This is a genomic window from Noviherbaspirillum galbum (genome assembly GCF_010974945.1).
Lineage (GTDB): Bacteria > Pseudomonadota > Gammaproteobacteria > Burkholderiales > Burkholderiaceae_D > Noviherbaspirillum > Noviherbaspirillum galbum.
In genome coordinates this window covers 13,040-39,238 of sequence record NZ_JAAIVB010000011.1, presented here as the reverse complement: position 1 = coordinate 39,238, position 26,199 = coordinate 13,040, and the positions used below count along the sequence as shown (strand labels likewise).

Sequence of the window (26,199 nt, the reverse complement as noted above, 5' to 3'; positions counted from 1 at the left end):
TGGAGAAACTAGAATGCGCCAGCACGTGATTGTGTTTGATGTGAATGAAACCTTACTGGACATCGAGATTCTTGGTCCGTTTTTCGCGCGCACTTTTGGCGACGCACGGGTGATGCGCCAGTGGTTTTCGGAGCTCATCCTTTATTCGCAGGCCTTAACGCTAAGCGGAGAGTACGTGTCGTTCGGTTCGCTTGCTGTTGCGGTGCTCAACATGGTCGCGGCAATCCGAGGCATCTCCATCGCGCCAGGAGATATAGATGACTTCAAAGATCATATGAGTCGCCTACCAGCCCATCCGGATGTCGTGCCCGCGCTCGAATTGCTTAGGGACGCAGGTTTTCGCATGGTGACGCTAACGAACTCTGCGCCCGACGCCGGCCGGGCGGTTCTCCAGAAAGCGGGCCTGCATCAATATTTCGACAGGCAATTTTCGGTCGATATGGTCAGACGTTTCAAACCTGCTCCTGAAACCTATGCAAGTGTCGCCTCGGCACTCGGCGCTGATGCCAGCACGCTACGGCTTGTCGCAGCGCATACGTGGGATACCTTGGGCGCACTAACGGCAGGGTGGAAGGCGGCTTTGCTGACCCGCCCGGGAAACGCATCTTTGCCTGTGGGTCAGCAGCCCGACATCATTGATCAGGATTTGCTCGCCCTAGCGCGGAAAATCATCAGCACTGACCAATAGCACACGACATTGCGATGCAAGTGGCGGCTTCTATGAATCTGGCGCAACCCTTGCACGCCTCGCATCGCTTACTTCAATTCTCTTTACTCATTCCCATAACATATGAAATCCTCTGAAGACGCAGCAAAGCTATTCGCACCCGCCGTACTTGGCGACTTGTCGGTTAAAAACAGGATTGTGATGGCGCCGCTGACTCGCAGCCGCGCAGCGGCCGGCAACGTTCCGCATGAACTCAACGCTCGCTATTATGCGCAACGCGCTTCCGCCGGATTGATCATTTCCGAAGCAACACAAATCAGCCCGCAAGGCCAAGGCTATCCGAAAACGCCCGGTATCCACGATGCCAAACAAATCGCCGGGTGGAGGTTGGTGACGAAAGCAGTCCATGAGCAAGGGGGCAAGATTTTTCTCCAACTGTGGCACGTCGGCCGGATCTCGCATCCCATCACTCTGGGAAATGGCAATCTCCCAGTCGCCCCTTCCGCAATCAAGCCAGCCGGAGAAATCTATACCGAACAAGGCATGCAGCCATTCGTGACGCCGCGCGCGCTTGCCACGGAAGAATTACCGGCTTTGGTTGAAGAGTTCCGTCGCGCGGCCGCCAACGCCAAGGAAGCTGGCTTCGATGGTGTGGAGATCCATGCCGCCAATGGCTATCTGATTGACCAATTCCTCAGAGACGGGACGAACAAACGCGACGACGCTTATGGCGGGTCGGTAGAAAATCGTGGCCGGCTTCTTCGGGAAGTCGCGGAAGCAGTTCTGTCAGTCTGGAGCCCTGCCCAGGTGGGCGTGCGGCTCTCTCCCACGAACCCATTCAATGACATTGCGGACTCCAAACCGCAGGAAACGTTTGAGGCGATCGTCGAACAGCTTAATGCATATGGGTTGGCCTATCTTCACGTAGTGGAAGATCGAAACACCGGCTTTGATTTCGGCAAGCTGCGCAACATATTCAACGGCGCATATATTGCCAATGGCGGGTACGAACGCGAGAGCGCGATTTCCGCAATTGAAAATGGCGACGCTGACTTCATTGCATTCGGCAAGCTATTCATCGCCAATCCAGACCTTCCGGAACGCCTTCGCTTGAACGCAGGGTTTAATCGTCCGCGCGAGGAATCGTTTTATGCGGGCGGGTCAGAAGGTTACGACGACTATCCGCCGTTGCATGCCGTGACAGAATAGGAAGACAAATGGTGGTTTGGCCTTTGCTGGCGGAATAACAAGGGTGGCTCGGAGAACGTGAGCCGCCTTTCGAATCAGCCGGCAAGGGGTTGCTTGGTGTCGGGGCCAAGCATGTATTCTCGAACGAGTTCCCTTGCCCGGTGCAAACGGCTCTTGATGGCTCCGGGTTGTTCGTCCAGACGCTCAGCGATTTCGGCGATCGTCAGCTCTTCGAAATCCCGCAGCAGCACCACTTCGAGGTAGTGCGCAGGCAAGGACTCAAGCGCATTGGCGAGATCTACCCTCAATGCCTCGTCCGTGCGTGCTGCCAACTGTTGGTCTGCAACCTCCGCTTCCAGCGGTTCGTGCCTGAACATCATGCGTTCGAGCCTTCGGCATTCGCGCTTGATCACTGTGAACAGCCAGGCAGAAAAAGCTGCGGCGGCCTTGAGTCCGGATACCTTACGAGAAATGACCAATAGCGATTCCTGGACAGCGTCGTCGATGTCACTGGCATGGCAATGTCTGCGGGCATAACGTCGGGCATCCGCCTGACAAACTGCCAGCAGTCGCATGATCGCCGCTTGATCTCCTGTCTGAGCGGCCAGGATGAGGTTTTCGCGTTCCACCGTGTTGGCTTCCATGGTTGCTGTCTTTCACTGATATTCAGTTCACATTGACGGTAACAGGACGCAAGTCTTCGAGCAAGGCGGTTTCAGAAGCGCGTCGTCATCGCAGTCAGCCAAGCCGGAGAATTCTCCACCAGCCATGTCTCAACCGGTTTGTCGGCACCGGAGAGAATCATGATCGAAATGGCGAGCATGACGGCTCCCATGAGCAGCTTGCCGGTTTTGCCCGCCTGCATGAGCTTGCCACGCGACCTCATCAGTGCGGTACGGGAAAGGTAAGCAAGCCCAATGACCGGCATGGCTGCGCCAACGCCGAAGACCCCCATGAGCGATGCCGCCTGAAGCAAGTGGCTACCCTGGCTGGCCAGTACAATGGCCGCGCCGAGTGTCGGACCAACGCAAGGACTCCAAACAACACCCAGGGTCACGCCGATGAGAAACTGCCCGCCGATGCCGTTGAGCGTGAGCCGGGACACAACATTGTTGCCAGCATCCCCGATTCCAGAGGTGGCAGAAGCAAATCGCTGCTGCAGGCGCGGCGACATCAATACAAGCCCCAGCACGCCCAATAGCGCGGCTCCCATGCTTCTAAAAATACCGACGTCAAAGCCAACAGCGGATCCAGCCCATGCGATCAGGGTTCCGATAATGGCATATGACATCGCCAGCCCGCCGGCCAGCGCCAGTGGCGCGCGAGGGTGCTCCGCCGTCGCCGAACCCAAGAGGATCGGCAGGATAGGCAGCACGCATGGCGACAACGTGGACAACAGTCCGGCGAGCAGGCCAAAGCCATAGGAGCCAAGCCCAAACTCCATCAGTTAGCCGCCTTCTTGAAAATGGTCTCGATCCCGGCCGGCGAGGTATCGCCAACCGAGCGGCCTGTCTCCTTCCCCCCCTGGAATGCGATCAGGGTGCTCTGCGATGTAACCTTGAATTGCTTGAGCACCGCCTTGTCAGCATCAAAATCCACCATTAGGATTGACACATCCTTGTAAGGGGCTTGTTTCGACAAGTCTTCCACAATGGGCTTCTGGGCCTTGCAGGTCGGGCACCAGGTCGCTGACACATCCACCACGACCGGCTTGCCCTCCTTGGCCAGCTTGTCGAATGTCGCTTGCGTATATGGCGCAGGATCGGCAGCCGAGGCTATTGCTGTGAAGAAAGTAAATGCGACGGCAAGTATGTTCAGCTTTTTCATGCAATTCTCCTTTTGAAGGACAGAAACGGATCGTTTGATGCAAAGAGGCGGTTGGCAGGCAAAACGGTTCGCGGCCATCCCTATTTTTGCAAAATTTTTCCTGCGCCCCTGCCGGGGAATGCAAAAAAGTTTTTCCCGGCGCGAACCCGATTGCGGAGATACCGCCTCTTAGCGGGTGAGGACTATCCTCATCCAACAACTTGAAAAGGATAAATCGATGAAAACCAACCTGAAAATGGCGTCGCTGGCCGCTTTGACTGCCGCTACCCTTGCCTTGCCCGCCGCTGCCGAAGAAGCCGCAACACCCGCGAAGTGCGCACCCAGCGCGATGGCGAAGTGCGGGGCGAAGTGCGCGTCAAAGTGCCATGCGAAAAAGCATGACATGAAGAAGGACGGCAAGTGCGGCGCGAATAAATGCGCTCCCAAGTGCGGCGCCAACAAGTGCGCACCCAAAAACTAGGCTCCGTGAAAAAACGGCGACCATGCCCGGAAACCGCTGCTGCCGCACCGGCGGCAGCCTTCCGTCTGCTCGAAACCTATGCGAACTTGGCCAAAAAGGGCGAACACCTACTGGGAAACCTGCTAGATGGAACCCCGCCGCGGCAGTGGGCGCATTACCCAGAAGCGGACGCAATTGACCAGTCAGGCGGCTATCAATGGTTCTACCACTCGCACAGTCCTGCCGATCGAGAGGTTACGAGCGAACATGGGCATATCCATCTGTTTGCAAGAAAACCGCTCTGGGGCAGAAGACTACGGTTAGGATCGGAGGGGGCGTTTGCCATGTTGTGCGGGAATCCCCAGGAAAACCCTGAGACGCGTCACCTAGTCGGCCTTGGGTTCGACGCGAAAGGGATACCGATTTCCCTGTTTACCGTCAACAGCTGGGTAACGGGTGACTTGATGCTGGGAGCAGATTTAACCCTCGAATTGCTCCAATCGATAAATCTGAATACAGGGCATGCTGATATTGATACGGTCATCGAGTCGGTCGTTCGACTGTGTGCTCCGGAGCTGCAGGAATTGCTGCGGCGACGCGATGAGGTCCTGCGTAGACATCAAGGACCAGACAAGTTGTTCGACCAATCGCTGGAATTACTATCGGAAGTCCATATTGATCTGGACAAGAAACTAGCAACAGTCGCGATCATGTAGAAAACGGGCTTAAAGAGCAACCAAGGATTGATTCCCAGTTCTCCTGCCACAAATTGGCCAATACGCATCACCATTCGGTTGTCCGTGTACAGCCAGCGCAGGAGGCGTTATTGCGTCGCGGCGATGTAAAACGCCTTGGTTGGATACCGCCACGAAAATGCGAAATTGAACGGCAGGTAACGGAACGTTGCAGTGTCAGCTTGGGGTCGATTTCTGCCGGTCAACTTTTCTTGGGCGAGGTCCGCTTTCCTCCTTGGAGCGGCCAGTTCGCCAATAGCAGCGTAAGCCTCCATGCGGAAAATCGATCAATACATTCACACGCAGTGAGTCAGGCTCTTGGCCATTGAATGTGTAAACAACACGCTGTTTTTTGCACTTTTGCGACTAACTTGTTGACGCTTTCACTAAACGCTTTGGTCCTTGCTCCTGCGGCGCATCGCCAGAGGGCAGCTCCGTGTACTGTTTACAGTAGAAGAGTCACCATAACGGCTACACGCCCTTCCGCCCATGCCGTTCTTCTTCTTGGCGCTGGACTGCGGGGTGCGGATCAGTGTGCCGCGGCCGCAGGTGGTCACGACAAACTGGGTAGCCAAGGATGGCTCGACCGTGTGAACGGAAACGTTTAATTGGTGCTGCTCGCTGTAGCGCCGGATATCCTCCAGAAAGTCGTGCAGATGGAATGTTACCGCGGGATTTTCAACGCCTGTCTCGGACGTCGTTGTGAGGTGCGGAACATCTGGCAGGCCGAGTTCCCTGGCGCGACGAATCGCCTCGAGCATCAACAACGCCACGACGGTCGAGTCCTTGCCGCCGGAAATGGCGGCACAGCAGGGGGTGCCGATGCGGATGAGGTCAAGGATTGTGGCGATTGCCCGCTCCATTTTGTCTTGGATCGTCTCGACACGGCGAACGATCTGGATAGTTGCTTGCTGCATTTGCATCTCCTTTGGAAAATGCCACGCGGATTGCGTAGTGCAGGAGATGTTTCGAACGAAAAAAGTCTGGAAAAAGAAAAGCCCGCATGGCCGGTTGGCGCATGCGGGCGGTTGGTAGGTCAGGCTGTTACCGGATCTTGAAGGGAGGCGATGACTGCGCCCCAAGTCCAATCGTGGTTCTCCGGCATGTCAATGGCGGTGTGCACCACGGTCGTCTTCATGGCCTTGGCAAGCCGGTCGGCGAGGTCATGCAGATCGGGATCGCCATAGTCCGGGTCGCGCGTGCCGATGATGTCGCCATGGACAAGCAATGCCTGGTCCTGGCTGGGCATGACAACCATCTGCACGGCCGGCTGCGGTGCCAGCAAGCCCGTGGCAACCGCGGCGGCCAACTCCTTTCGGACAGTCTCATCCGTGACGGAGTCCAGCAAGCGCCTGGTCTTCGTCAGCAGGATGCCTGCCGCCGCGTCCCTGTCTCCCTTGGCAAGCGCCGCGTCCAGGTGCAGGCCAAAACCGCTGATGTCGCTTGTGGCCTCGGACACGTCCACCCGGTTGCTGCAGAAGTATCCCACACCGCCGAACTGGAACAGGCGCATCTTGTCGCAGTGCCAGGCGCCTTCCCAGCGCATCCCCTCAAGCTTGTGACCGTCATCGAACCACTGCGCCAGTTGGAACAGCGGCGCGAGGTCTGCATCCGTTTCGCCGTCTCCGGCTTCGAGTGATAGCCGCTCCACAAACCCGGCAAAGGCCGGATCGGTGATGCCAAGCTTGCTGCCGATTGCCTTCAGTACGGCATCAAGGCCCGCGTCGTCGGCAAGTTCGATGCCCTGGTCAGCGGCGTAGGCGATAAGGCTCTCCTTGACCGATTGCCAGCGTGTGTCGCTCCCCTCTGCCTCGCAGTAGATCATTGCCTGCTCCACCGGGAAACCGGAATCGACCGAGTACGCTGCAAAGATCGCTGCAATGATTGGCGTGACCCCGCCATTTGCCCCGAAAATCAGGATGCCTGTGCCGTCAAAATAGGTGTTTGCCATTGTTTTCTCCAGAAAATGCCTGCGCCAATCGCAGGGTAATTGGAGATGTCCTGACAGAAAAAACTACACAAGATGGCGGAACAAGGTACCTGACAAAACTTGTTAATTTGCAAAAATGAACTACCATGTTTCTGCCCGAAAATCTTTGGAGTCAAAGAAAGTCATGGCCGATACTGACCCGTTGGACCTCATTTACAGAGGAATAGTTAATCGCAAAAACAATTGCAAGATTTCCGGCGCCCGTCCTTTCGGCGATGCGATGGTAGCGGCAGCCGAATCCTTTCTGAAAAACCCCAGCCAGTCTGCTCTCGATACATTCGCACAAAGTGAACGTGCCTGGGTACGCTACGCTTGCGAAGGAACAACAAGGCTGTACTCCCACGACTTTGAAAAAGCTTTGAAGAAGGGGCAGATAAAATTTACGGGGAACGTGATCAAGAATTCTTGGAGCCGCAAAGACAATCCATCATGTGGATGGGTCTATAGTTTCTGGACTCCGGAACGACCAAACCTCGTGAAAATTGGCTCAACAACGACTCACCCACAGGACCGAGCAACGCAATTTGCCAAGAAGTATGGGATAACTGGGATCAAGGTCATGTTCTTTTTCGAAGTGGAAAAGCCGAGGCTTGCTGAGCATGAACTGCATAAAGTGTTCAAGGCACAACGCGTAATGCAGGATAAGCGTGACAGCATTGAGTGGTTCGAAGTAACACCAAGCGAAGCATGGAGGGCCGCAGGCTTGGCGATTAAAAACCTGAGGATTCCTGAAGTAGGACGAAGCGCACGTCACCCGAGGATTGATGAGTACACGCAGATTTCGCTGCAAAGCCGGGAGCCAGCGCGCAAGCACCTCTTGACTGCACTAAGTGGCGAGTGGTCGCAAGGAGGACGCCGAGTGACACAGCAGGATGTACTGAACATGCCGAACCCTAAGACGACATCATCCACTGATTCAATGACATCACCAAGAGCGAAGATTGGAGCGAGAACGCGCATCGCAAGAGCAGGCGCGGTCGTAAAAGCTAGAGGCGCCAAAAAGGAGCGAAGAGCTTAACGAGACTTTAGCCAGCCACGCTAATTGTCGGTGTAAAGCTCTGTTGAGATCACCGGACTGCCTTCGCGGTTGGCAATCTCTTCGAAAATGCTGCGGGCCTCATCCAACGGAAAATCGAATATCTCAGTTGCTTTCGTTTTTTTTCCACTATGTTGATAGTCACGTTGTTCCCGATATTCTTTCAGCTCTGCTTTTAATTTTTCTTCGATGCGACCCTTTGACATCGGGAAATATGCGAAGTCAATAAGCTTCCAGTCACGCACCTTGCCGTAGCCTCGCGAAATAGCGTTGAGACGCTGCCGGGGCGCATTTTTCGTTATTCCCACTTTAATTAATCGCTCGCTTTCGCTGTATGCCAAATAAACGTATCCTGGCGTGTTGTGATTTCTTTGCCAGCTGAGCCCTTTAGAATCGCATTGCACACAATGTCCAGCGCGCCGTTTTAAGCGATGCCCGCGATTGCAAGGACTGCGGACCAAAGCAACCTGCATCGACAACCGTTCGAGCGCGCGCATCCAACTTCGCCTATTCATCAGTGTCGCATCCAGAACTTCATGTGCTGCAATGTCATGTCTTTCAAGAAAATTTATTTCTTCGCTTGTCAGATCGAGGTATTGTTCAGCGAATTCCGGGATGTCTTTGATGAAGGCAGGGTCAAGCCATGCGGGAAGCGAAGCATCGTCTAGGCGTTTAGCGACGCTAAGAACGAGCCTTTCCTGTTCCGGATGATTGCGTAGCCTTTTTACGAACGCGTCAATCTGAGCGCCCAAAACATTTTTTGTCGCTTTACTATCGCCGTATAGTGCTTCTTTTCTGACCATCTGTCGGATTTTCCGTATACATTCGAATTTAAGAACATCGACCAATCCAACGCTTTCCGGGATTTGCGTGGATATGGACGGTTTTTTAGACAAGGTCGGCGGCGCCGCGATTGAGTCGGAAAGAAAGACGCGAGATTTATGTTGCAGGCGAGATGAGTGATGTCTTAACTGAACAGTCTCTTCTTGCGTCGAATACTGCAGCAATTCAATGACTGCTTTTGAATAGGCTTCAAAAAGGAACTCAAGCTTTCTGTTCCTTGATTCCGACGTCGTCTCACTTCGAACAATCGAATCAATCCAGCGCACAAAATTGGTGATCAACCGTTCCCGTCTTATTTCCGCTTCCCGTTCAGCCTTGGTCATGTTGTTTGTCGCGCAGCACTCAAAGATATATTAGCGTTCCATAAAACACGTGGATGTGCAAACTTTTGTCCATGCTGAAAGCAGAAAAAAAATGGACAAAAATTTGATTTCGCCAGAAAAAGTCGCCACACTTTTCCGATGTCGACTTTTCAATGGAGTGGCTAGTATGGGTAGACAAAATTTTCCAGAAGCCAGGCGAGCGATGATAAATGCGCTGGCCGATGCGCAGCGTGTTTGGATGGAGACGATGGCCGGCGAATTCTTTTCAGATCCCTCTGATCCCGTGAATCTTGAGATTTTTCTCCAGGCACAGCTTGAAGCAGCCTCTAACTTCTTTCGGGCATACGAAGCTAGAGCAACCGTGATGCGAACATTTGCACTGACGCTTCTTGATGAAGCCTCAGATAGCTGATGCTGGCACCAATTGATCGCTTTACCTTTCCCCTAAAACTTCTTCTATGTCTTTACCACCATACAGGCTGACCTGTAATAAGTGCGGCCATTCGAGCGGCCTGAACAGATCCATTAAATTCAAATACGCAGGTCAGCCAGTCGAAGAACCAGTTAGACGAGTGGGATGGTGTAACGCATGTGATGGTGTCACCTATCAACTTGTTCCTTACGATAGGATATGTTTCGACGCAGATTGTAATGAGACTGAACGTTATCGCGGCGCGTCATTACTCACCCGGATGTTGCTGCGTATTCTTGGAAATCCAATCGGGCAACCTACCAAAGGCGCTCTTGAATTGGCACGCAAGCGCCTGGAGAACTTTTCTTCGCAGGCTTTTCCGCCGAGATGTCTGTCTTGTGGAGGAACGGACGTTTACGCAATTGATCGGAATTCACCGGGTCAAGGGGTGACTGTAAAGCACCGCTGCGGAGGCGAACTGGTTTACTCAGCGAATGCCATTCGCATTGCAGCTGGAAAGGCGACTACGGTAGCCTATAACGCACGCGGCCAGCGAATAACTGGGAGCTCGTAGGTATTGAAAAAGCCTGCCACTCCAAAAGGGAGATGGCAGGCTCGTTGGATCAATGGAGACAGGCCTTGACCTTGTCCACAATCTGCTGGTGCGTTAACGTATACACATCAGCGAACGCAAAATAGGCGCGTCCAATCCGCACATATATCGTCGTCACCCGGCCGGAAATCGGCTCGGACGACATGAACGATTCGCTCTCCCCATACACCCGCCACTTGGTGGGCGGCAGTTCTTCCAGCGCTGCATCAAACTGGGCAGCCGTGATTGGTGTCACTACCTTGTCGATGACGGATTGCTCCAGTGCGCGGGAAGCCTCTTCCAACGTCAAGATCTGCACGTCGGGAACGCGTGCTTTGACCTGCTCAAACGTCTCACCAGAAATCATGCTCTTGCCATCCGGGCGGATAGAATCGATGACGCAGCGCTTGGCCGCGCTATAGAAATACATTTCCTGCATAGCTTTCTCCTTGGACAATACCCGCCCTCATTGGCGTAGCGGCCGAAATGTCTGGAAAAAGAAAAAGCGCCAGGTCCCGGAAAGGGACGCTGGCGCCGGAGATCAAGCTGCCGGGGCGTTTGCTGGCTTCAGTAGGGAAATGGCGACATAGAACGCTTCGGCGCCTTCCTTTTCCTGGTCCATGCCGAAAAACGCCTGTAGCGGAAATTCATCCATGGCGATCGTCTGACCGACATGGGCAGCGGCGACAGGCCGGTTAAACCAGCTAAGCACTCTATCCAGCCCCAGCGCCATCACTTCCGTCTGTGCCGCTTCGGTGACAAAGAACGCCCCAGACAGGAAGTGACGCTCCACGGCCTCGTCAGGGATCCGGTGGAAACCACGGTCCGCAGGGTTGCACGCGCCGTTTTGCCGGATCAGGGACAAGCGCTCTTCCAGTGATTGGCTTGCGAAGTCGATGCCACGCTCGGTATGTGCCCAGTCAGCGGCGTCGTCCACCGTCGTGCCGTATGCCTTGGCAACTGCTGCTTCCACGTCAACGAACGACAGGTGCGCACGCGACACTTCCTGAAATGGCAGACCTCGGGGCGTCAAACTCACGGCCACGCCATCGTCTTCCCGCTCCACAATCACCGTGACCGTGTCCGCGCGCAGAAAAACCGCTTCAGCCGAAGGGGATACGGCAAAGGTGCGACCAAAACCGTCTGACACCGGCTCAAGGGCCGGCGCCGCGGCGTCAAGCCGGTACGCGCGCGCCACATCCTGCCTGAACTGGATCAGTTGCGCGATGGCCTTGTCTACCTCGCCCGGCAGGTCGGCCGGGGAAGTGCCTTCGGCGAGCGCGGTCTCCCAGTCTGCCATCATGGTCAGCGCAGCTTCGGCTGCCGCACGGCTTGCGGTATCGGTCAAATGGTTGCCGGTTTTCGCCTTGATCGAGTCGAGTTTTTCGCAGTTGAGCAGCACGGCCTGCTGGATGGCTGCGGAGGCGAAGACGCTGTTGATGCGGGTAGGGCGATTGGTTTGCATGTTTTCTCCATGGGTTACAGGCGGGATTGCCTGGCGCCAGACATGCAAAGACAAGAAAAAGAAAAGCCGCCACCCCTATCGGGAATGGCGGCATGCGGATCAAAACAAATCGTAAACTATGGAAACTCCCGATCTACCTGCTCTTGTTCAGAGCGATCCCCTGTCGTGAAATCAACCTTTATGCCGGTAAGGCAGCCTGCTCGAACTGCTCAAGCGAGTCCAGACACGACTGTTTTGTCCACGCATCGCGGATGCCGATGAAAATCGGTTGGCCGTCATCCGTTGCCGATACGCGCAAGCACAAGTCAGCCAGTTCGACGGGGTTGGATTCGACCTGGGCGTTGCGTCCTGCCAGATGGGCGTGAAGCCAGAAGGCTTCGGCATCGACGGTAATGCCTTCCATCAGGAGTTCGGAGCCATCGTATTCCCATTCGGCCGTGAAGGACTCGTTCAGGGACAAGATCCCGGCCTGCCCCACGATGACATTGAGCATCGTGATCCGGTCGACAAACACCTGATCCAGCGTAATCTTCGCCCATGAGGGACTGGACCGGCGCGAATCCGTCGGCGTGGCACGGATGAATACCGGGTGCGATTTTCCGCCAAGCGCGAGTTTCAACGGATGGTCCGCCGGCGCACGGGCGACAACCCAGCCCGCCTGTTGCATGGCTTCGCCGACGCCAGCGAGCGTCTGGGGCGGGATCGCCGCGGTCGGCAGATGGACGACGTGGCCGCAGCACGGGCATTCACCTGCGGGCATGACTTCTCCTGCTTCCACTCGGCTTTGCAGATGTTTGATGCTGGCCAGCGCCTCGAGCGCTCCCTGCCAGCCGCACGCGCCGCAGATACAGACTACTTTTGTTTCGGACATGTTTTCTCCATGGTGATGTTGGCGACCATTCGCCAAGCGGCGAGACATGCGGCGCGAAGGAAAAGAAAAACCCTCCACCGCGCAAGCGATGAAGGGCTATGTGGATCAGGCAGTTACCAGGTCAATACTTCGGCAACCACTTCTTCTGCAGCCTCGGCAACCAACCCGTTGAGCTTGGGCTCTGCCCCAGCACGGGAGGCATCCAGTTCACTGAGCACGCGTTCTGCATCGGCGCCAGCCTTGACCGACACCGACGCCGTCTGCTCGCCCGTATGCTTCGCCATGAGTTCATCGATCTTTTCCTGCGTGACGAGGCCTTCGGCAACAAGCTGAGCGTACACCTTGTCATGCGCGACGCTGCCCTTGCGCACCGACCGGGAAACGATGACGCCACCGCCAGCAGTGCTCTTTTCATTGGGCGGAGCAAGCGACAGGAGCGTGGCCTTGGCTTTGTTCAGCAGCGCTTCCTGCGTATCGAATTCGCGCTTCCGGAGTAACCACGCATGACCGGCGGCCTCAAATTCGTTGCCGGCCGGTGGCACGTCGTCAAAGACGCATTGCCGGAACACGGTTGCGCGCTTCATCAGTTCTTCCTGCATGGCCGGATCGGGCAGAACTTCGACGATGGCGAGCTCATCGATACCTTCGGCCGCCTCTTCCTCTGTTGGCTCGTAGTAGGACACATAATGCGCCCGGGTGACCGCACCGTCGCCGGCGAGCATCTGCCACTGGATTTGCGGCACATACTTGTCAGGCACGCGGCCAGACAGCGCGAGCTGGTGATCGGCCTTGGAAGGCACCTTGATTTCAACGACCAGGTCGCCAAAGTCGGACAGGCCGTCCAGCGACGCACCAACCCAGGGATAGGTCGTGCTCTCGATGCAGACGTCGTGGATGTCGTTGCCGGTCTTCTCGATGTACTTCTGCCGAGCGACCGGTTCAAGCAGGGTTCCCCGGCGCATCGCCGGATTCACCGGGCGGGGAGCGGCGCGGTTGGTCATCTCCAGCCACAGCTTGTGCGGGGTGGACCAGGGCGAGCGCCCGGCGATGATGACAGCAGAGGTTGCGGTGATGCGGGGGCCATCGGTCAAGTCGGCTCCATTGCGCCAGTCGTGCCAGGCGGGCGTGCGCTGTGGGATGTTAATAATTTTCATGGGTTCTCCTTGCGTGTAAGCGGCGTCAGCCGCGAAGTTGGCGTTGCAAGGAGAGATGAATCCAAAAAATTAACGGTGCCGAAAACAAAGAATTAGTTCGTTTTGCTTACCATTCGCAAGCCGTGCAACAAAATTGCGCGCAACTCACTTTTTTTTGGAAATAGTTGGATTGGCCGGTTTAGATGGGATTAAGGTAAGCGAATAAATGCCGTTTGATACTAAAAAGCTGGGAGCCGTTTAATAACACATAAAGAGGGGGCTGTTGATGAAACTGCAAGACATTAGAATCGGTGCGCGCCTGACACTTGGCTTTGGAATGCTGTTGCTGCTCATGGTCGCGTTGTCTGCCTTTGCGATCATGCGCATGTTGACGATCGATGCAACGGCGGCGCGAGAGTCCCATCTGGTATCCCAGCGTCTGCAGCCGCTCTACGAGGCGCGCGGTGCGCTCGCGCAAACAGGAATCGCAGCACGCAACGCCTATATCTTTACAAAGATGGACGACGCAAAGCGTGAGTTGGCCATCCTGGATCAGCAGCGGCAACTCTATCTCGATGCGCTCAATAAGCTTACGCCGCTGTATGCGGGTGACGCTGACTTCGCCAAGGTCAGCGACGGCTTGATGAAGATGGCAAACGAGCTCAAGCGGCCCCGCAAGTACCGGGAAGCGAACGAGATGGAAGCGTTCGGCAAGTTCCTGGTCGAGGAATGCAGTCCGCTTCGCCGCCAGATTGTTATCGACATGGACGTCGTGATTACCAAGGCGGAAAAGCAGGTGGCCGAGGCCACCGCTTCGGTGCACGACATCATCTCAACCTCGCGCACGATGGTCATCACGGTCTCCGTCATTGCTATTGCATTGGGCATGTGTTTGGCAGCCATCCTGTCGCGCAGCATTACACGTCCCCTCACCGAAGCGGTTGCTTTTGCGCGCCGGGTAACCACGGGCGACCTGACCGGGCAAATCGATGCCACGACCAAGGATGAAACCGGACAACTGAAAGCGGCACTGAAGGAGATGAACGACAACCTGTCGCGGATTGTCGCCGATGTGCGCTCAGGCAGCGACCAGATTGCCAATGGAACGACCGAGCTGGCCACCGGCAACCAGGACCTGTCATCGCGCACCGAGGAACAGGCCAGTTCACTAGGCGAGACCGCATCGTCCATGGACCAGATCACGTCCACCATCAAGCACAGCGCTGACAATGCGCAGCAGGCCGATAGCCTCGCACGCTCGGCCGCGGAGGTGGCCTCCGAAGGTGGCGCCGTCATTGCCCAGGTGGTCGACAAGATGGCGGCCATCAATGCGTCATCCAGGCGCGTGGCCGACATTGTCTCGGTGATCGACGGAATTGCCTTCCAGACAAACATCCTCGCGCTCAATGCGGCGGTGGAAGCGGCGCGCGCTGGCGAACAGGGGCGCGGCTTCGCGGTCGTCGCAACCGAGGTGCGCAACCTCGCGCAGCGCAGCGCGGCAGCAGCCAAGGAAATCAAGACCTTGATCGCCGAGTCGGTGGAAACGGTCGAAGCCGGTGGAAAGCTGGTGAACCAGGCCGGTGCCACCATGGACAGCATCGTGAGTTCGGTAAGCCGCGTCTCCGACATCATTGCCGAGATCACCCAGGCCAGCCGTGAGCAGACAGCCGGCGTCGAGCAGGTCAATACCGCCATCTCGCAGATGGATCAGGTTACGCAGCAGAATGCAGCCCTGGTCGAGCAGGCGGCCGCGGCATCCGAGGCCATGCAGGAACAGGCTGCGCAACTGGCGGCAGTAGTGAGCGTATTCAAGCTTGCCAATTCGCGCAGCACCTCGTTGGGCTCGCAGGCGGCGCCGGCAAGTTCACGGAGCATGCCCGCCCTTCCCCACTATGCCTGACGCGCCAATGAAAAACCCGCATGGCCAGTGGCACATGCGGGTGATTTGATCAACGGGTCAGACCAGGTTGTCCGACTCTCAACTTCGGGTGCATCGACACCAGCACCGATCCATACTGCTGGTGACTGACGGCACCCAACTCAGCGGTGCGAACGCCGCAGCGCAGATTGCGATTGCAGATCCGGGCGACGCAGCAAACGAGGCTGGCGCGAATTTTCACCATGACCGCCTCCTGCTGGAGACGGAAGCACTCTGCAAATGGTCATAGACAACAGCGCTACGGGCCATGTCCTGCATGCGCCAGGCGTGCACCTTGGCGCGTTCTTCTTCGATCCACTGCAGTTTCTCCTGCTGGATCATCTTCCAGATCGTGACCATCACCATGCCGAGGAACACCAGCGTGCCGACGACGATGCCAATCTTGGCTTCCAGCGGCAGGAAGTGCTCGTAGCCGGTGACCTGGAACGCCAGGAAACCTGTCATCGCGATCGCCAGCAGCGACCACAGCGACACCGCCGCATCCGAAATGAACTTCGGGGCCATCACCATCAGTGCCCCCGACAGCCACAGCAAAAGCGCCAGCGGCGCCGTATCCAACTCCTTGAGGAACAGTTCCATCTTGCATCTCCTTAGAAAATGCGCCGCCAACCATTGACGTAGCGGGATGAGATGCACTGAAAAAAATAAGAAGTTTTAGTACTGAACGGCGCCTAGCTTGGAAGAAACGACCGCAAGACGATCCAAGGCATTTTTATCATCACTCTTCAACACCCATAAGGTGGCTTGTGTGATGTTGTTGAATCGCGGGGAGCTGTTTGCAAGGTCCGCAGGTATTGACGTGGATATCAGTACTCCATCGCAGCGCCGGTCGAGTAAAAACCGCGAAAGATGCCGCTTGTGACGGTCAATAAAGTCAGCGTTGTAATGCGCCAAAGCTTCCAAAGCGACTCTCACTGACGATTGGACCACCAAGGATCGCGCAGGCGCGGTGTCGTCGAGGTTGAAGGCCACAATTCCTGGAAAACCAGTCTTTGTAATCTGACGTGTACCAATTTGCATTTGTCTTTCTACATTAGCGTCCGAGTAGACCTTTTTACAAGCAACAGAGTAATTGCCAAATTCGAATCTTGCAATTATGTCCGGTGGGTCAACTAAATGCGCGCTAACCTCTGCGCGGAGCAGTCGTGCGAATAATTCGATTTCCCAGAGGGCATCTTTCCCTTGCGAATAAGTGCGTTCTTTTAGGTCTACATCTTTTTTGTAATGCGCTCTAGACAGTGACGTGAACCCTTAACTTGATAAACCGCGAGTATAGCGTCGGCTATTCGCCATGCATGTCCAGTATCGATGAGCTGCTTAATGTCCCATTTATCATCTATTCCCTGCTCCCATTGGTCTGCGAAGCATTTTGCAGTCTTAAACAGCTTTCCAAGCGTAGATGTTGGATGAAATCGAAGATGTAATGATTCAAGTGCAGCCTTTGCGGCATTACATTTTTCGACAATTTCCCGATAGGTTTGGACACGGTCACTTTGATCCAACAATGGAATATTCATAGAGAGCTTTACGGTCACGTTGTTTTATTGTCGGCACTGCGCATAGTATAAATAAAGAAGAAAAACCCGCAGACGCCGTATGGCGCTGCGGGTAACTCGGTCAACGGAAAGCCGATGCCGGGCGGGGCATGGACTCGATCTCGCGCTCGATCTCGGCGATCAGGCGCACACGGGCTGCGAACCAGGTCAGCGCGCCGCGATGCACGGCGTCGATCAAGCGCTTGGCCAGCTCGCAGACGGTCTCGTAGGCGCAGGTGATGCGCTGTTCCGAGGCGATCATGCTGGCGAAGTCGGCGAAATCCCTTTCCTCGGTCGTGGCGGGCAATGCGTTCATGGCGATCTCCAAGAGTGAGCGGGCTACCATCCGCGGAAATGTCGTAGCAGATCGCTATGTCGCGGAAAGAAAAAGAAAACCCCGCCAGCTCGGTTGAGCGTGACGGGGTGTGGATTCAGGCGTCAGGTCGGGCCGCAGGATTCGCCAAAGGCACCCTTCGGCAGCTTCCAGTCCTCGACAAGGATCGGATCGGTGTATTCCTCCGACAGGGCCAACTGGACGTAGTGCGGGTCCATGTCGTATGGCGTGCCACGGTTGACCGCTTTCATGATGTCGCCGTCCCGGCGCAGCGTGCAGTCGAAGTCCTGCTCATAGGCGTGGATCTTGATCACCCGCTGAGGCGCGATCTGGTAGACCGATGCCCATTGCGACGGCGAGCCAAAAATGCAGGTCATGCAGCTCGCCCTGCCCCATCCAAGGTGATACGCGGGATGCGGGTTGATCCGGTATTTCTCCATGATGTCCCATACCTGCTGTTCGGTCCACCCATGCACCGGACGCCATTGCCACACTTCCCGCTTGCCGTTGGACGTTTTGTGATGCTCGGCGATGGCATAGCCTGCCCTGGCCCGGCTTTCCTCGGCGCGTTCGCCTGTGACGAGCAGGGTGCGCTTTTTCTCGAAGCGCGGCTGGTTGGCGATCGCGGTCGAACAGACGTCAATCTTGAGCGAAGACGAGCAATAACGCGTGCTCAGCGATGCGGCTTGCTGGGGAAACTTGCGGCGGGTATTAGGTTCGCCTCGCACACCACCGGCCTGCCCTATCCCGTCTGGCGTCTCGAACAGCACCGGCGCGGTCAGCTGATTCTCGCGCAGCATTTCGCGCTCGAAGCCGCCTTGGCGCCAACTGAAGTACAGGGGAATGTCCAAAGCCTCACACAGCTTTCGGCAGTAGTCCCGCGTACACGGCCAGTCCATGAAAGCGGGGGCTTCCCTGCCGTCGACATCGTGGTGCCAGCACTCGATGCGTTCCTTCGGATAGCCAATTTCGAATAGGTGCAGCAGACAGGCGATAGAATCCTTTCCGCCTGAAAGTCCAATAATGGCGCGGTCAAACACAAATGGGTCCAGCGTATCGGCCGTGACAAACAGCGGCGGTTGAGTCATGTCCATGCTTCTCTCCTGGTAAGAAATCCGCGAGGTTTCGCGTAACGAAGAGAAATGCGTAAGCAAAAAAAACACAGGCGCCGGGAGGCAGCCTGTGTTGAATGGATCGAAGTCAAGCATCTTCCGACAAGCTATGCCGGCAGGACGAGTGGCAATGGCGCGGTGCGCACGTGCGCTGGCTTGTCGAAGGCGTACAGTTCAGCTTGACTGAAGTAGTCGGACGTAGCCGTTGGAAGGGCGCCAGCGGGAGTGGGCGTGCAAGCAGCGCGGCTGTCTGTGACAGGCTGGGTAGGACTCAAGACAATCATCATGTATCTCCTTAACGGGGCCAGGCGGAATTGCCTAGTTCCCGATATGGACCGAAAAGAAAATACGTGGTGACGAGCGCGCAGAGGCAGATGCCTTTTGCCAGAGAGTGTCCCGCGAATAGCGGGTGGCAGTCAGAAGATGCACACGAAATTTTTACCATTTGCCGAAAAGTTCGCGCCGACGCTTGGCGTATTCATGCCTTTGCGCGTTTGTTGGTACTTTCGGCCTCAGATATTGGACTCGACGGGACGACCCTAAAATTGAAAAGCTGCAATTTCGTTGAGCAATGGGTAGATTGATGTTAAAACGGGAGAATAAGAGAACCTTTATGGGAGACGCGCCATGAAACATGCACAGCTGCCGCACCACCGTCACGCAGACAAGATAATGCTCGGCACGCTGCTCCTTGGATTCATTGGTGCCCTTTGCCTGGCGAACTGGCACGACACATGGAGTCTCGCATTCGGAATTGGTTTGCCTGCGGTGCTTGTTGCCTTGATCGTCCATGGTTTGGCTCCTGGATCGGTCGCGTCCCGGTGCACCATCGCGACCATGGCCATGGTCTTTGCGGGACTGCACATTCATCAGGCCGCGGGAATGATCGAGTTCCACTTTGGAATTTTTGTCATGCTGGCGTTCCTGCTTTATTACCGGGACTGGAAGCCGATTGTCGTCGCGGCGGGAACGATCGCTGTCCACCATGTGTCGTTCAACTATTTTCAGGAAATGGCGTACGGACCACTGTGTTTCACGCAGACGGGATGGGACATCGTGTTCTTGCACGCGGCCTATGTCGTCCTTGAAGCCTCCGTGCTCGTGTATCTCGCGATTATCCTGAACAAGGCAGCGGTGACATCAGCAGAGCTGGACGTCTTGATTCGTTCCGTTAAAGCGAATCCGGGGATTACCAATCTCGCCCTTCCCGACACCGACCTGGCAAGTGAGCAAGCTAGGGCCTTGCACGCAACGTTGAAGGATATGGCAGAGACAGTCACTGCTGCGAAAAGCACCACGACGCTGGTGGACAGTACGGCAGAAGACATGGTCGAGAGAACCACCGCGATGCTGGCGGCGACCGAAGTGCAGGCGGCCAAGCTGGAGCACTCTGCGCAGCAAGCCAATGAACTGCTGGAACAGGTCGAGCATCACATGAGCAATACGCTGCAAGCCACGGCGGCGGTGTCAAGTGCCCGCGACGTCGCTGTCACTGGGGGAGAAGTCGTCAAGCGAGTGGTCAACACGATGGACGCGATCCGGCAGAGTTCGAATCGCATTGCCGACATTATTTCCGTCATCGACGGTATCGCCTTCCAAACCAATATTCTGGCCTTGAATGCAGCAGTCGAAGCGGCTCGGGCGGGGGAGCAAGGTCGGGGATTCGCGGTTGTCGCTAGCGAAGTGCGTAATCTCGCTCAACGAAGCGCGGGTGCGGCCAAGGAAATCAAGGAACTGATTCAGGCCTCGGTGGCGGAAGTCGAGAAGGGAAATAGTAACGTTGCCGAAGCTGGCGTCACGATTCAACGTGTTGTCGAAGCGGTGATCGAAGTCAGCAGCACGATGGATGTCCTCGTCGACGACTCTCAAGGTCAGAAAGAGATGCTGCGCGAGGTCAGTCTTGCGGTCATCGACGTCCATGCGTCGATGGGCCAAGCGAAGGAAATCGTCGAAAAAACGGAGCAAGGCGCCCGCGATCTCCAGCAAAGGACACAGGACTTGACCGTCAGGCTGGAGCATTTCCAGCTCGATTGACCCGATCTACCTGCGAGCGCCAAGGTGGCGCTCCACGCAGCGATCGAATGCGGCGCGTTCCTCCGCTGTGAAGGCATGCCTGCCGGTGAGCGGGATGCCGGCGTCGGCGGCGCACCCGGCAGCGATGAGGCGCGCCTCGGCAGCTCCCGGCAGGGTCAGGCCGGCGGGCGCCGGCAATTCCGTTCCATTCAGAGTGCCAACGAGCGCGATGACATACGGTGCGACAGCAATAGACAGCACGATACCCAGCACGGCCTTGCGGCGGATGCGATAGGAACTGTCGCGTATTGTGACTGTGGTGTGCGATGCGATTGCCATGACAATGACTCGATTGCTTGAGCTATTGATGTTTCCACACCTCCAATAATGGGTGCTGACCCGGCGCAAGCAGTGGCGCGGTTATCCCACGCCAATGACTTGAGCCTTTTTCTACTGGGAAATCATAGGCTTCGTACCCGTAAAAAGAAAATCCCGCGCCAGCATGTGCTGTGCGCGGGGATAATTCTTCAACTACCTAGTGGATTAGGCCAGTTCAAGCAACAGCGGCTGCTGCGGCTTCGGTGACTCATCAGTGAGCCGGAAATCGGTGCTGATGCCGTTCTGCTCCAATACCGTCACCAACGCCTCAGCAAGCAGTTGCTGTGCGCTGCCGATGGCTTCCTCGTCACCCCTGCCCCGATTGCCGAAGGCAGTGTCCAACGGACCGACCCATCCCCATTCACTCCTGCCCTGCGCACGCTTTTTGACCTCGGCGCGGACCTGCTTGTCGAACTTCTCGGCCTTGTCGTACTGCAGCCAGAAAGCGTCGGACACTCGCTCATTCTCGGGGGGCAACCAGGCGCGCTTGCGGCCCACCATCCTGTTGAGACGGTCGATCAGCACCGCGCTCTTTGCAAAAAAGTGAATCGTCCCTGCGGCGGGGTAATAGCGCACGTCAAAGTACGAACTCTCCACACGCTCGCCAGCCCGAAGGTCGGCGAAGCGATTGGTGAAGATGTCGACCAGGCCAACTTCGGGTACGCGCTTGCCGTCTAAGACCGCGAAGACCTTATCAAAATCTCCGAGCAATTGCATTGACCTGTAATCCATTGAGCGGCAATAGCTTTCGGTGCGGTGATTCGGCAGGATGACGCGCGTGGTGCGCAAGCGCATTCCTGCTTGCCGGTGCCGGTCATTGCTTTTCCAACCCTTGAAATACACCGTATTTTCGCTGTGGTACTTGGTGAAAAGATCGAACACGTCGCAGCACATGTCCTCAAAGATTGCGCCCTTGGAACTGATCAGTCCGTGCAAAAAACCGTGGATATTGGCCACCGTGAATTCCAGCTTCTTGATGTCCTTGAACTCGCTTTCGAGACGCTGCTGCGCCGCTGAAGACAGGTGCTCCCTTACATTGGTGGAGCGCAGCACGCTGGCCCACGCGCGGTCTTTCAGGTCGTGATACTCCCTGGCCAGACGCTCCTGGACAAACGACACCGAGCCATCCTGCTTCGTGCTTTGGCCGCTGTCGCGCATGGCCATCGTCTCTCCCAGCATCGCGGTGTAGTAGTTCGACTTTGCCTGCGCAAAGGTCGCTTCACGCATGGCACGAACGGCTGCATTGAAGGTCAGCACCAGGTTCTCGATGGCTGTGTTTGGAAGAGACGGCAAGAGGTCTTCGCTGAACCCGGCGGACAGGCCACTGGCTGTCTGCTTGTCGCTTTGTAACTCATCGAACAAATTGCCGATGATGTCGGTCTTGGTATCGGCCACCTTGCGCAGATAGACCAGAGCCACTTCCACATCCGCCTTGCGCCGCACGTCGTCGGTCTTGAACGCGTCCGTGATGAACTCGACCTCGCCGTGCTGCTCGATGAGGTCCACCAAATGGCGGCGCTCCTGAGAGAATGGATTGCGGATCGTCTCGGCGTTGAGCAACACGACAAGTTCGCCATCCCACAGCAGGTTCCACGCGTGCAAGGCGTGCCGCACCCCGTCTTTGAAGGGCGGATTGAGGCAAATGTGGGAATAAATTGCGCCCGCTCCAGCGAACTGCAGAAAGTCCAGGCCAACGACATTCAGGCCCTTCTCGCGCAGGATCGGGTGCTTGGTCACGTCGATCTCGCAGACATCGATGTCGATGCTGCTGCGGTGGTACAGGTCGCCCCGGCGTTTTCCCGCCAACGCAAGATCGCCCTCGCCGGCCGAACCTTCCAGCACGCGGCGGAAATCCCGGTTCTTGAACTTGGCCCACATTTTTGTCGCGAGCATTGGCCCGGTGGGGTAAAACTGAAAATTGTCCATGTTTTCTCCTGTCGCATAGTGCGATTCGTGGCGAAATTTGCCACGGGTTAAAAAAGCCGGTTGTGGCCGGCAGTCAGCATTGCGGCAAGAGATGTCAGAACAGAAAAAAGGGCGTTAAGAAAGAAGTTGACGTTTTGCAACATCGCGTCGAACAGGTTTTGTTTCCATGTATCATCTTCGCGCTAGGACCGCCCGAACCACACGGCCAATTCGTCGCATAAGAGTGAGGGCTTATCCATTGACACATGAAAGTTGAAACATGTACCAAGAGCTTTACAAAAATATTCTTGGGCGGGCAATCGATCTAGGTACCCGCTACGTTGAAAAGAAGCTGTTTGCCAATGGGGCGGAAGCCGGCTCGACTGCACCAGTTCCATCCGCACAAGTGGAGCGAGTGCTGCAGGAAGCCATGGAGCAGCTGGCGATGATCTCGAAGGCGTCGACGGACGCGATCATTGCGAAAATAGAAAACGACAAACTGGAGGAACTGCGTTCGCGTATTCAGTCACTCGGTTTTCTGTTGAAGATCGAAAAAAAGGATGAGGCGTTCCGGTACATGCTTACGCTAAAAGAGTCGGTTGATTACGCCCTGAACCGGGTTAATGAAGGCAAAACGGAATGGCTTTCTCCCTGCATCCTAGGTAAATCAGTGTTCATTGCCACGCTTGAATACTGTGCAGTCAGTGCCGACACTGAAAGAGTGGAGCTTTCTAGAATTTGCAAGGAAGCCAAGCACACTCTACTTAACGTGATCGTGCCGCAGATTCTGTCCAACGGCGGGCAAGTGCCGTGGGACCAGGTGGAAGCTTTTCTCGTTGGCACGAGCAACAGCCTGCTCGAATTGCAGGTTGATGAGGTACCCGCGGCGAATGTGGCGACTTCTACGCCGGCTGGCAAGACAGTGCTTGCCCCTTCGGGCGGCTGGCCATTCCCGACCTGACCATGGCATCTGACACCATACCCCGCGACATCCTGGTTGCCGAAAGCGATGCCCAAAGCCAGGCCCACCTTCTCTACGTGCTCAACAAGGAAGGGCATCGCCCGGTATTCGTGGCGACCGGCGATGAAGCATTGGATGCGCTTGAAGAAAGCATTTTCGACCTGGTCATCCTTGCAAGCGAACTACCCGACATGCAGGGCCTCGACGTTTTCAAGGCGTACCAGTACATAAAGTATTCCCACCTAACCACGCCGTTCATCATGTTGTCGTCGGGAGGAGCGGCCGAGCTTGACGAATTTGCCAAGTTCGGCGTGCACTCGATCATACCCAAGCCAGTTACGGACGATTCGCTTCTTGCTACCATCGACGCGCTTACAAAGGAACCACAGGTTGCGCCGGCGGCACAAAGCCTTCCTGTTCCTGAGCCCGTTATCCCGACTCCTTCCGTCGGTGGCGTCTCTGCAGAAATTCTGCACGTGCCGCTGATGGATTTCGAGCAGTTGGAACGCGTTTTTTCTCTTTACCCGGATCGGGCAGGCCTCGAGGCAATTACTGATTCCTTCATCGCAGAAGCCGAACACGGACTGCGCAAGATCGAGGTGAATCTCGTGTTGAATCAAGTACAGAACGCCCAACAGGCGGCGCATGCCTTGAAGGGCTCCGCGCAAGCTATTGGTGCCGTGTCGCTCAGTCGCATATGCTCGTATGTCGAGACAACGGATGACCACGAGATATTGGCAGTCCGCCAAGAACTGCTCCCGGCATTCCGGGAGGCGGTGTCGGCAACGATCGAGGCGGTTCGAAAGCGCGTTGAGAGTCGGAAGCGGGACTGATCCGGTCAGGGCAAGTCAATCTTGTCGAGCATATTGATGACGTTGACCAGTTAGTGTCGCGCGCTGCTAGCAATGGGATGCAGCGAAGGATCCGACCAATTCCAGGCTGCGTTTCATTAGTGTCTTTTTTGGAGGAAGTGAAAATGGCGATTTCGGAAATGACATGGCACGAAGTGTTCGACGCGTGCCAAGGACGATGCCAGTATTGCGGCGCCGACCTTGTAAGCAGTTTGTTAGCTTATCGATGCGCTGAAGTGGACCATCTATTGCCACCATCAAATCCTGACCGCGATAAGCCGGAGAATCTCGTGTTGGCGTGTCGGCCGTGCAATGGTTCGCTTTCAAGAGCCCACGGTCTTGGACTGTTCACGGTCGCTCAGCGAAAAGCATATCTTGAAGGAACGAACGCAGGCTTTGAGGCGAGGCGAATTCAGCATTTCAAGGCGATCTATGGCCGTACGCCTGTTGAGTGATGAAGTTACTTGAAATGCCTTCAGTTATAAGCTTGTTCCCTAGCACCATGCTGGAAAATGAATAATCCCCTGCAAGTGGCAGACTCACAGGGGGGGTGTTGTGTCATGCGCGTTGGCATGTACATGCATGCTCAAGGTCAATATTTTTGTCATGTAAACGCGCATAGACACATCCCGTAAGTGGGTGCCAATTGCTAGGCATGGTGAACTTCAAGTTGTTCTCCCCGTTGTCCAAAGCATCCCGTTCGTCAAAGGTGATGTTCACCACGCCTAACATGCGCTGCAATAGCCATGCGACTTCGTCGACGCTCCACTCTTGCTCGAAAAGATCGACGCAGTTTTTCAGAATAAACGCACAAGGGACGACATGCTCTGGGTGTGTCCCGCCATCGACCTGGGCTGCATGCGCCTCGGATTGTCCCATGGCGATCCACGCGGCTGGGATGAAGTAGTCAGGTACGCGGCTGTCATTGCTTATCGCGGTGCCATGCTTATGAATCATACGATAGTAGCGCGCCAAGCGTCTGAATGCTCGGTGCCTTCTCCTGAATTCGTCTTCGATTTTCCTTGGCGGCCTGTCATATTGTGCGGCCGCTGTCTCGATTGCCTGCACGATCCCGGTCTGGTCGTCTGGAGACTCGCCGCTTTCACTTAGCCATGCGTGTAAATCGATTGCTGCGGCGGTGAGGCTCAGCCCATTGGTTCGATAAGAATCGTGGAGCACGCGCTTTCGAATTGCCATATTGGAGACGTTGCCTGGCTTGAGTACCTTGATCGCGCCGGTATGTCCGTCATTGTTCTCTTCAAAACACTCAAAGAAAAACAGTGCCGTTTCGACGACTTTGTCGACATACAAGCTGCGCGGATCTGGCATGGTCTTCCTTTGATGGCGTGTCAAAAAGTGCGGATCTAGGCGATGGCCAGTCCGTGGTGAATAGCGGACTACATCCCGCGCAATCAGCTCGTTCAGTAAGTGCTGCGCGAGTGAATGACCGATTTTCAAGCGGCGCTGCAGAAGGGCTGCTGACACCGCTTGAGCTTGCAGGACGACCCGGTAGGCCTGGCTGACGAGTTGAGGTGCGAAAACCATGAATTCTCCAGTAATTGAGACGGAGAAGACACCGTCTTTCAGGGCTGCTAATTTTCTATTTCTTACAAAATGTTACATAAGCCCAATAGCGAGGACGTCGAAGTCA

Annotated in this window: 30 protein-coding genes; 11 read left to right on the top strand and 19 right to left on the bottom strand. The window is 55.9% G+C overall.

Annotation, left to right across the window (positions count from 1 at the left end; all coding sequences use genetic code 11):
• Positions 1-13 precede the first annotated feature (13 nt).
• Both G3574_RS03215 and G3574_RS03210 read left to right on the top strand, forming a co-directional pair.
• The gene (locus G3574_RS03215) at positions 14-688 is read left to right on the top strand and encodes a haloacid dehalogenase type II (RefSeq protein ID WP_163960581.1); all 675 of its coding nucleotides are present in this window, start codon (positions 14-16) and stop codon (positions 686-688) included.
• A 102-nt stretch (positions 689-790) separates the two neighbouring features.
• A complete protein-coding gene (locus G3574_RS03210) occupies positions 791-1,876 on the top strand; it encodes an alkene reductase (RefSeq protein ID WP_163960580.1) in 1,086 nt (361 codons plus the stop codon).
• Between the two features lie 74 nt (positions 1,877-1,950).
• Here the strand turns inward: G3574_RS03210 and G3574_RS03205 are convergent, their stop codons facing one another.
• The 3 genes from G3574_RS03205 to G3574_RS03195 form a co-directional block, all read right to left on the bottom strand.
• The gene (locus G3574_RS03205) at positions 1,951-2,499 is read right to left on the bottom strand and encodes an RNA polymerase sigma factor (protein WP_163960579.1); all 549 of its coding nucleotides are present in this window, start codon (positions 2,497-2,499) and stop codon (positions 1,951-1,953) included.
• A gap of 71 nt (positions 2,500-2,570) precedes the next feature.
• Complete coding sequence (locus G3574_RS03200) at positions 2,571-3,299, bottom strand: cytochrome c biogenesis CcdA family protein (RefSeq protein ID WP_163960578.1); 729 nt, start codon at positions 3,297-3,299, stop codon at positions 2,571-2,573.
• A complete protein-coding gene (locus G3574_RS03195) occupies positions 3,299-3,682 on the bottom strand; it encodes a thioredoxin family protein (RefSeq protein ID WP_163960577.1) in 384 nt (127 codons plus the stop codon). The genes G3574_RS03200 and G3574_RS03195 overlap by 1 nt, the downstream gene beginning before the upstream one ends.
• A gap of 217 nt (positions 3,683-3,899) precedes the next feature.
• Between G3574_RS03195 and G3574_RS03190 the strand changes: the two genes are divergently transcribed.
• Positions 3,900-4,142: a hypothetical protein gene (locus G3574_RS03190; RefSeq protein ID WP_163960576.1), complete on the top strand. Its 243-nt coding sequence runs from the start codon at positions 3,900-3,902 to the stop codon at positions 4,140-4,142.
• Positions 4,124-4,837 carry a DUF6969 family protein gene (locus G3574_RS03185; protein WP_328804713.1) on the top strand — a complete coding sequence of 238 codons (714 nt, stop codon included), beginning with the start codon at positions 4,124-4,126 and terminating at the stop codon, positions 4,835-4,837. The genes G3574_RS03190 and G3574_RS03185 overlap by 19 nt, the downstream gene beginning before the upstream one ends.
• A 404-nt stretch (positions 4,838-5,241) precedes the next feature.
• Here the strand turns inward: G3574_RS03185 and G3574_RS03180 are convergent, their stop codons facing one another.
• Positions 5,242-5,772 carry a hypothetical protein gene (locus tag G3574_RS03180; RefSeq protein ID WP_163960574.1) on the bottom strand — a complete coding sequence of 177 codons (531 nt, stop codon included), beginning with the start codon at positions 5,770-5,772 and terminating at the stop codon, positions 5,242-5,244.
• A 119-nt stretch (positions 5,773-5,891) separates the two neighbouring features.
• On the bottom strand, positions 5,892-6,806 hold the full coding sequence (locus G3574_RS03175) for a hypothetical protein (RefSeq protein WP_163960573.1): 915 nt from the start codon (positions 6,804-6,806) through the stop codon (positions 5,892-5,894).
• A gap of 115 nt (positions 6,807-6,921) precedes the next feature.
• Between G3574_RS03175 and G3574_RS03170 the strand changes: the two genes are divergently transcribed.
• Entirely contained in the window at positions 6,922-7,863 is a 942-nt protein-coding gene (locus G3574_RS03170; protein ID WP_205609648.1) for a GIY-YIG nuclease family protein, read from the top strand.
• A gap of 20 nt (positions 7,864-7,883) precedes the next feature.
• Here the strand turns inward: G3574_RS03170 and G3574_RS03165 are convergent, their stop codons facing one another.
• Positions 7,884-9,047 carry a GIY-YIG nuclease family protein gene (locus tag G3574_RS03165; RefSeq protein ID WP_163960571.1) on the bottom strand — a complete coding sequence of 388 codons (1,164 nt, stop codon included), beginning with the start codon at positions 9,045-9,047 and terminating at the stop codon, positions 7,884-7,886.
• A gap of 91 nt (positions 9,048-9,138) precedes the next feature.
• On the opposite strand from G3574_RS03165, the gene G3574_RS03160 reads away from it, so the two are divergent.
• Positions 9,139-9,459, top strand: a complete 321-nt coding sequence (locus tag G3574_RS03160; RefSeq protein WP_163960570.1) for a hypothetical protein — start codon at positions 9,139-9,141, stop codon at positions 9,457-9,459.
• A 623-nt stretch (positions 9,460-10,082) separates the two neighbouring features.
• Here the strand turns inward: G3574_RS03160 and G3574_RS03155 are convergent.
• From G3574_RS03155 to G3574_RS03140, 4 genes are all read right to left on the bottom strand, one after another.
• Positions 10,083-10,490: a hypothetical protein gene (locus tag G3574_RS03155; protein ID WP_163960569.1), complete on the bottom strand. Its 408-nt coding sequence runs from the start codon at positions 10,488-10,490 to the stop codon at positions 10,083-10,085.
• Positions 10,491-10,592: 102 nt separating this feature from the next.
• Positions 10,593-11,516, bottom strand: a complete 924-nt coding sequence (locus tag G3574_RS03150; RefSeq protein WP_163960568.1) for a hypothetical protein — start codon at positions 11,514-11,516, stop codon at positions 10,593-10,595.
• A 178-nt stretch (positions 11,517-11,694) separates the two neighbouring features.
• Complete coding sequence (locus G3574_RS03145; RefSeq protein ID WP_163960567.1) at positions 11,695-12,387, bottom strand: hypothetical protein; 693 nt, start codon at positions 12,385-12,387, stop codon at positions 11,695-11,697.
• Positions 12,388-12,500: 113 nt separating this feature from the next.
• Positions 12,501-13,541, bottom strand: a complete 1,041-nt coding sequence (locus G3574_RS03140) for a lambda-exonuclease family protein (RefSeq protein ID WP_163960566.1) — start codon at positions 13,539-13,541, stop codon at positions 12,501-12,503.
• A 265-nt stretch (positions 13,542-13,806) separates the two neighbouring features.
• Here G3574_RS03140 and G3574_RS03135 point away from each other — a divergent pair, with 265 nt between their 5' ends.
• Positions 13,807-15,420 (top strand): methyl-accepting chemotaxis protein, encoded by a 1,614-nt coding sequence (locus tag G3574_RS03135; RefSeq protein WP_163960565.1) that lies wholly within the window; start codon positions 13,807-13,809, stop codon positions 15,418-15,420.
• Positions 15,421-15,469: 49 nt separating this feature from the next.
• Here the strand turns inward: G3574_RS03135 and G3574_RS03130 are convergent, their stop codons facing one another.
• The 6 genes from G3574_RS03130 to G3574_RS03105 all read right to left on the bottom strand — a co-directional run bounded on the left by G3574_RS03130 (position 15,470) and on the right by G3574_RS03105 (position 18,422).
• Positions 15,470-15,643, bottom strand: a complete 174-nt coding sequence (locus G3574_RS03130; protein ID WP_163960564.1) for a hypothetical protein — start codon at positions 15,641-15,643, stop codon at positions 15,470-15,472.
• Complete coding sequence (locus G3574_RS03125; RefSeq protein ID WP_163960563.1) at positions 15,637-16,038, bottom strand: hypothetical protein; 402 nt, start codon at positions 16,036-16,038, stop codon at positions 15,637-15,639. The genes G3574_RS03130 and G3574_RS03125 overlap by 7 nt, the downstream gene beginning before the upstream one ends.
• Positions 16,039-16,113: 75 nt before the next feature.
• Positions 16,114-16,479 carry a hypothetical protein gene (locus G3574_RS03120; protein ID WP_163960562.1) on the bottom strand — a complete coding sequence of 122 codons (366 nt, stop codon included), beginning with the start codon at positions 16,477-16,479 and terminating at the stop codon, positions 16,114-16,116.
• Positions 16,480-16,667: 188 nt separating this feature from the next.
• A complete protein-coding gene (locus tag G3574_RS03115; protein ID WP_163960561.1) occupies positions 16,668-16,994 on the bottom strand; it encodes a hypothetical protein in 327 nt (108 codons plus the stop codon).
• A gap of 82 nt (positions 16,995-17,076) precedes the next feature.
• The gene (locus G3574_RS03110; protein ID WP_163960560.1) at positions 17,077-17,310 is read right to left on the bottom strand and encodes a hypothetical protein; all 234 of its coding nucleotides are present in this window, start codon (positions 17,308-17,310) and stop codon (positions 17,077-17,079) included.
• Between the two features lie 122 nt (positions 17,311-17,432).
• Complete coding sequence (locus G3574_RS03105) at positions 17,433-18,422, bottom strand: phosphoadenosine phosphosulfate reductase domain-containing protein (protein WP_205609647.1); 990 nt, start codon at positions 18,420-18,422, stop codon at positions 17,433-17,435.
• A 645-nt stretch (positions 18,423-19,067) separates the two neighbouring features.
• Here G3574_RS03105 and G3574_RS03100 point away from each other — a divergent pair.
• Entirely contained in the window at positions 19,068-20,474 is a 1,407-nt protein-coding gene (locus tag G3574_RS03100) for a methyl-accepting chemotaxis protein (RefSeq protein ID WP_163960559.1), read from the top strand.
• Between the two features lie 6 nt (positions 20,475-20,480).
• Here the strand turns inward: G3574_RS03100 and G3574_RS03095 are convergent, their stop codons facing one another.
• Both G3574_RS03095 and G3574_RS03090 read right to left on the bottom strand, forming a co-directional pair.
• Positions 20,481-20,792 (bottom strand): hypothetical protein, encoded by a 312-nt coding sequence (locus G3574_RS03095; RefSeq protein WP_163960558.1) that lies wholly within the window; start codon positions 20,790-20,792, stop codon positions 20,481-20,483.
• 204 nt (positions 20,793-20,996) lie between these two features.
• Positions 20,997-22,757 carry a DUF4942 domain-containing protein gene (locus tag G3574_RS03090; RefSeq protein ID WP_163960557.1) on the bottom strand — a complete coding sequence of 587 codons (1,761 nt, stop codon included), beginning with the start codon at positions 22,755-22,757 and terminating at the stop codon, positions 20,997-20,999.
• Between the two features lie 259 nt (positions 22,758-23,016).
• On the opposite strand from G3574_RS03090, the gene G3574_RS03085 reads away from it, so the two are divergent.
• The 3 genes from G3574_RS03085 (at position 23,017) to G3574_RS03075 (ending at position 25,003) form a co-directional block, all read left to right on the top strand.
• The gene (locus tag G3574_RS03085) at positions 23,017-23,697 is read left to right on the top strand and encodes a hypothetical protein (RefSeq protein WP_163960556.1); all 681 of its coding nucleotides are present in this window, start codon (positions 23,017-23,019) and stop codon (positions 23,695-23,697) included.
• A 2-nt stretch (positions 23,698-23,699) separates the two neighbouring features.
• On the top strand, positions 23,700-24,530 hold the full coding sequence (locus tag G3574_RS03080; RefSeq protein ID WP_163960555.1) for a response regulator: 831 nt from the start codon (positions 23,700-23,702) through the stop codon (positions 24,528-24,530).
• A 143-nt stretch (positions 24,531-24,673) separates the two neighbouring features.
• On the top strand, positions 24,674-25,003 hold the full coding sequence (locus G3574_RS03075) for an HNH endonuclease (protein ID WP_163960554.1): 330 nt from the start codon (positions 24,674-24,676) through the stop codon (positions 25,001-25,003).
• A 103-nt stretch (positions 25,004-25,106) separates the two neighbouring features.
• Here the strand turns inward: G3574_RS03075 and G3574_RS03070 are convergent, their stop codons facing one another.
• Positions 25,107-26,093: a DNA translocase FtsK gene (locus G3574_RS03070; RefSeq protein ID WP_163960553.1), complete on the bottom strand. Its 987-nt coding sequence runs from the start codon at positions 26,091-26,093 to the stop codon at positions 25,107-25,109.
• Between the last annotated feature and the right edge of the window lie 106 nt (positions 26,094-26,199).

What these genes read in the sequence shown, in the direction of transcription:
- G3574_RS03175 (WP_163960573.1), bottom strand. Translation starts at nt 6,806, where the DNA reads ATGGCAAACACCTATTTTGACGGCACAGGCATCCTGATTTTCGGGGCA.
- G3574_RS03105 (WP_205609647.1), bottom strand. Translation starts at nt 18,422, where the DNA reads ATGGACATGACTCAACCGCCGCTGTTTGTCACGGCCGATACGCTGGAC.
- G3574_RS03120 (WP_163960562.1), bottom strand. Translation starts at nt 16,479, where the DNA reads ATGCAAATTGGTACACGTCAGATTACAAAGACTGGTTTTCCAGGAATT.
- G3574_RS03195 (WP_163960577.1), bottom strand. Translation starts at nt 3,682, where the DNA reads ATGAAAAAGCTGAACATACTTGCCGTCGCATTTACTTTCTTCACAGCA.
- G3574_RS03090 (WP_163960557.1), bottom strand. Translation starts at nt 22,757, where the DNA reads ATGGACAATTTTCAGTTTTACCCCACCGGGCCAATGCTCGCGACAAAA.
- G3574_RS03095 (WP_163960558.1), bottom strand. Translation starts at nt 20,792, where the DNA reads ATGGCAATCGCATCGCACACCACAGTCACAATACGCGACAGTTCCTAT.
- G3574_RS03080 (WP_163960555.1), top strand. Translation starts at nt 23,700, where the DNA reads ATGGCATCTGACACCATACCCCGCGACATCCTGGTTGCCGAAAGCGAT.
- G3574_RS03075 (WP_163960554.1), top strand. Translation starts at nt 24,674, where the DNA reads ATGGCGATTTCGGAAATGACATGGCACGAAGTGTTCGACGCGTGCCAA.
- G3574_RS03140 (WP_163960566.1), bottom strand. Translation starts at nt 13,541, where the DNA reads ATGAAAATTATTAACATCCCACAGCGCACGCCCGCCTGGCACGACTGG.
- G3574_RS03160 (WP_163960570.1), top strand. Translation starts at nt 9,139, where the DNA reads ATGGACAAAAATTTGATTTCGCCAGAAAAAGTCGCCACACTTTTCCGA.
- G3574_RS03125 (WP_163960563.1), bottom strand. Translation starts at nt 16,038, where the DNA reads ATGGAACTGTTCCTCAAGGAGTTGGATACGGCGCCGCTGGCGCTTTTG.
- G3574_RS03155 (WP_163960569.1), bottom strand. Translation starts at nt 10,490, where the DNA reads ATGCAGGAAATGTATTTCTATAGCGCGGCCAAGCGCTGCGTCATCGAT.
- G3574_RS03205 (WP_163960579.1), bottom strand. Translation starts at nt 2,499, where the DNA reads ATGGAAGCCAACACGGTGGAACGCGAAAACCTCATCCTGGCCGCTCAG.
- G3574_RS03210 (WP_163960580.1), top strand. Translation starts at nt 791, where the DNA reads ATGAAATCCTCTGAAGACGCAGCAAAGCTATTCGCACCCGCCGTACTT.
- G3574_RS03200 (WP_163960578.1), bottom strand. Translation starts at nt 3,299, where the DNA reads ATGGAGTTTGGGCTTGGCTCCTATGGCTTTGGCCTGCTCGCCGGACTG.
- G3574_RS03180 (WP_163960574.1), bottom strand. Translation starts at nt 5,772, where the DNA reads ATGCAGCAAGCAACTATCCAGATCGTTCGCCGTGTCGAGACGATCCAA.
- G3574_RS03190 (WP_163960576.1), top strand. Translation starts at nt 3,900, where the DNA reads ATGAAAACCAACCTGAAAATGGCGTCGCTGGCCGCTTTGACTGCCGCT.
- G3574_RS03170 (WP_205609648.1), top strand. Translation starts at nt 6,922, where the DNA reads ATGAACTACCATGTTTCTGCCCGAAAATCTTTGGAGTCAAAGAAAGTC.
- G3574_RS03070 (WP_163960553.1), bottom strand. Translation starts at nt 26,093, where the DNA reads ATGGTTTTCGCACCTCAACTCGTCAGCCAGGCCTACCGGGTCGTCCTG.
- G3574_RS03135 (WP_163960565.1), top strand. Translation starts at nt 13,807, where the DNA reads ATGAAACTGCAAGACATTAGAATCGGTGCGCGCCTGACACTTGGCTTT.
- G3574_RS03110 (WP_163960560.1), bottom strand. Translation starts at nt 17,310, where the DNA reads ATGAACGCATTGCCCGCCACGACCGAGGAAAGGGATTTCGCCGACTTC.
- G3574_RS03145 (WP_163960567.1), bottom strand. Translation starts at nt 12,387, where the DNA reads ATGTCCGAAACAAAAGTAGTCTGTATCTGCGGCGCGTGCGGCTGGCAG.
- G3574_RS03130 (WP_163960564.1), bottom strand. Translation starts at nt 15,643, where the DNA reads ATGGTGAAAATTCGCGCCAGCCTCGTTTGCTGCGTCGCCCGGATCTGC.
- G3574_RS03100 (WP_163960559.1), top strand. Translation starts at nt 19,068, where the DNA reads ATGAAACATGCACAGCTGCCGCACCACCGTCACGCAGACAAGATAATG.
- G3574_RS03165 (WP_163960571.1), bottom strand. Translation starts at nt 9,047, where the DNA reads ATGACCAAGGCTGAACGGGAAGCGGAAATAAGACGGGAACGGTTGATC.
- G3574_RS03215 (WP_163960581.1), top strand. Translation starts at nt 14, where the DNA reads ATGCGCCAGCACGTGATTGTGTTTGATGTGAATGAAACCTTACTGGAC.
- G3574_RS03150 (WP_163960568.1), bottom strand. Translation starts at nt 11,516, where the DNA reads ATGCAAACCAATCGCCCTACCCGCATCAACAGCGTCTTCGCCTCCGCA.
- G3574_RS03085 (WP_163960556.1), top strand. Translation starts at nt 23,017, where the DNA reads ATGTACCAAGAGCTTTACAAAAATATTCTTGGGCGGGCAATCGATCTA.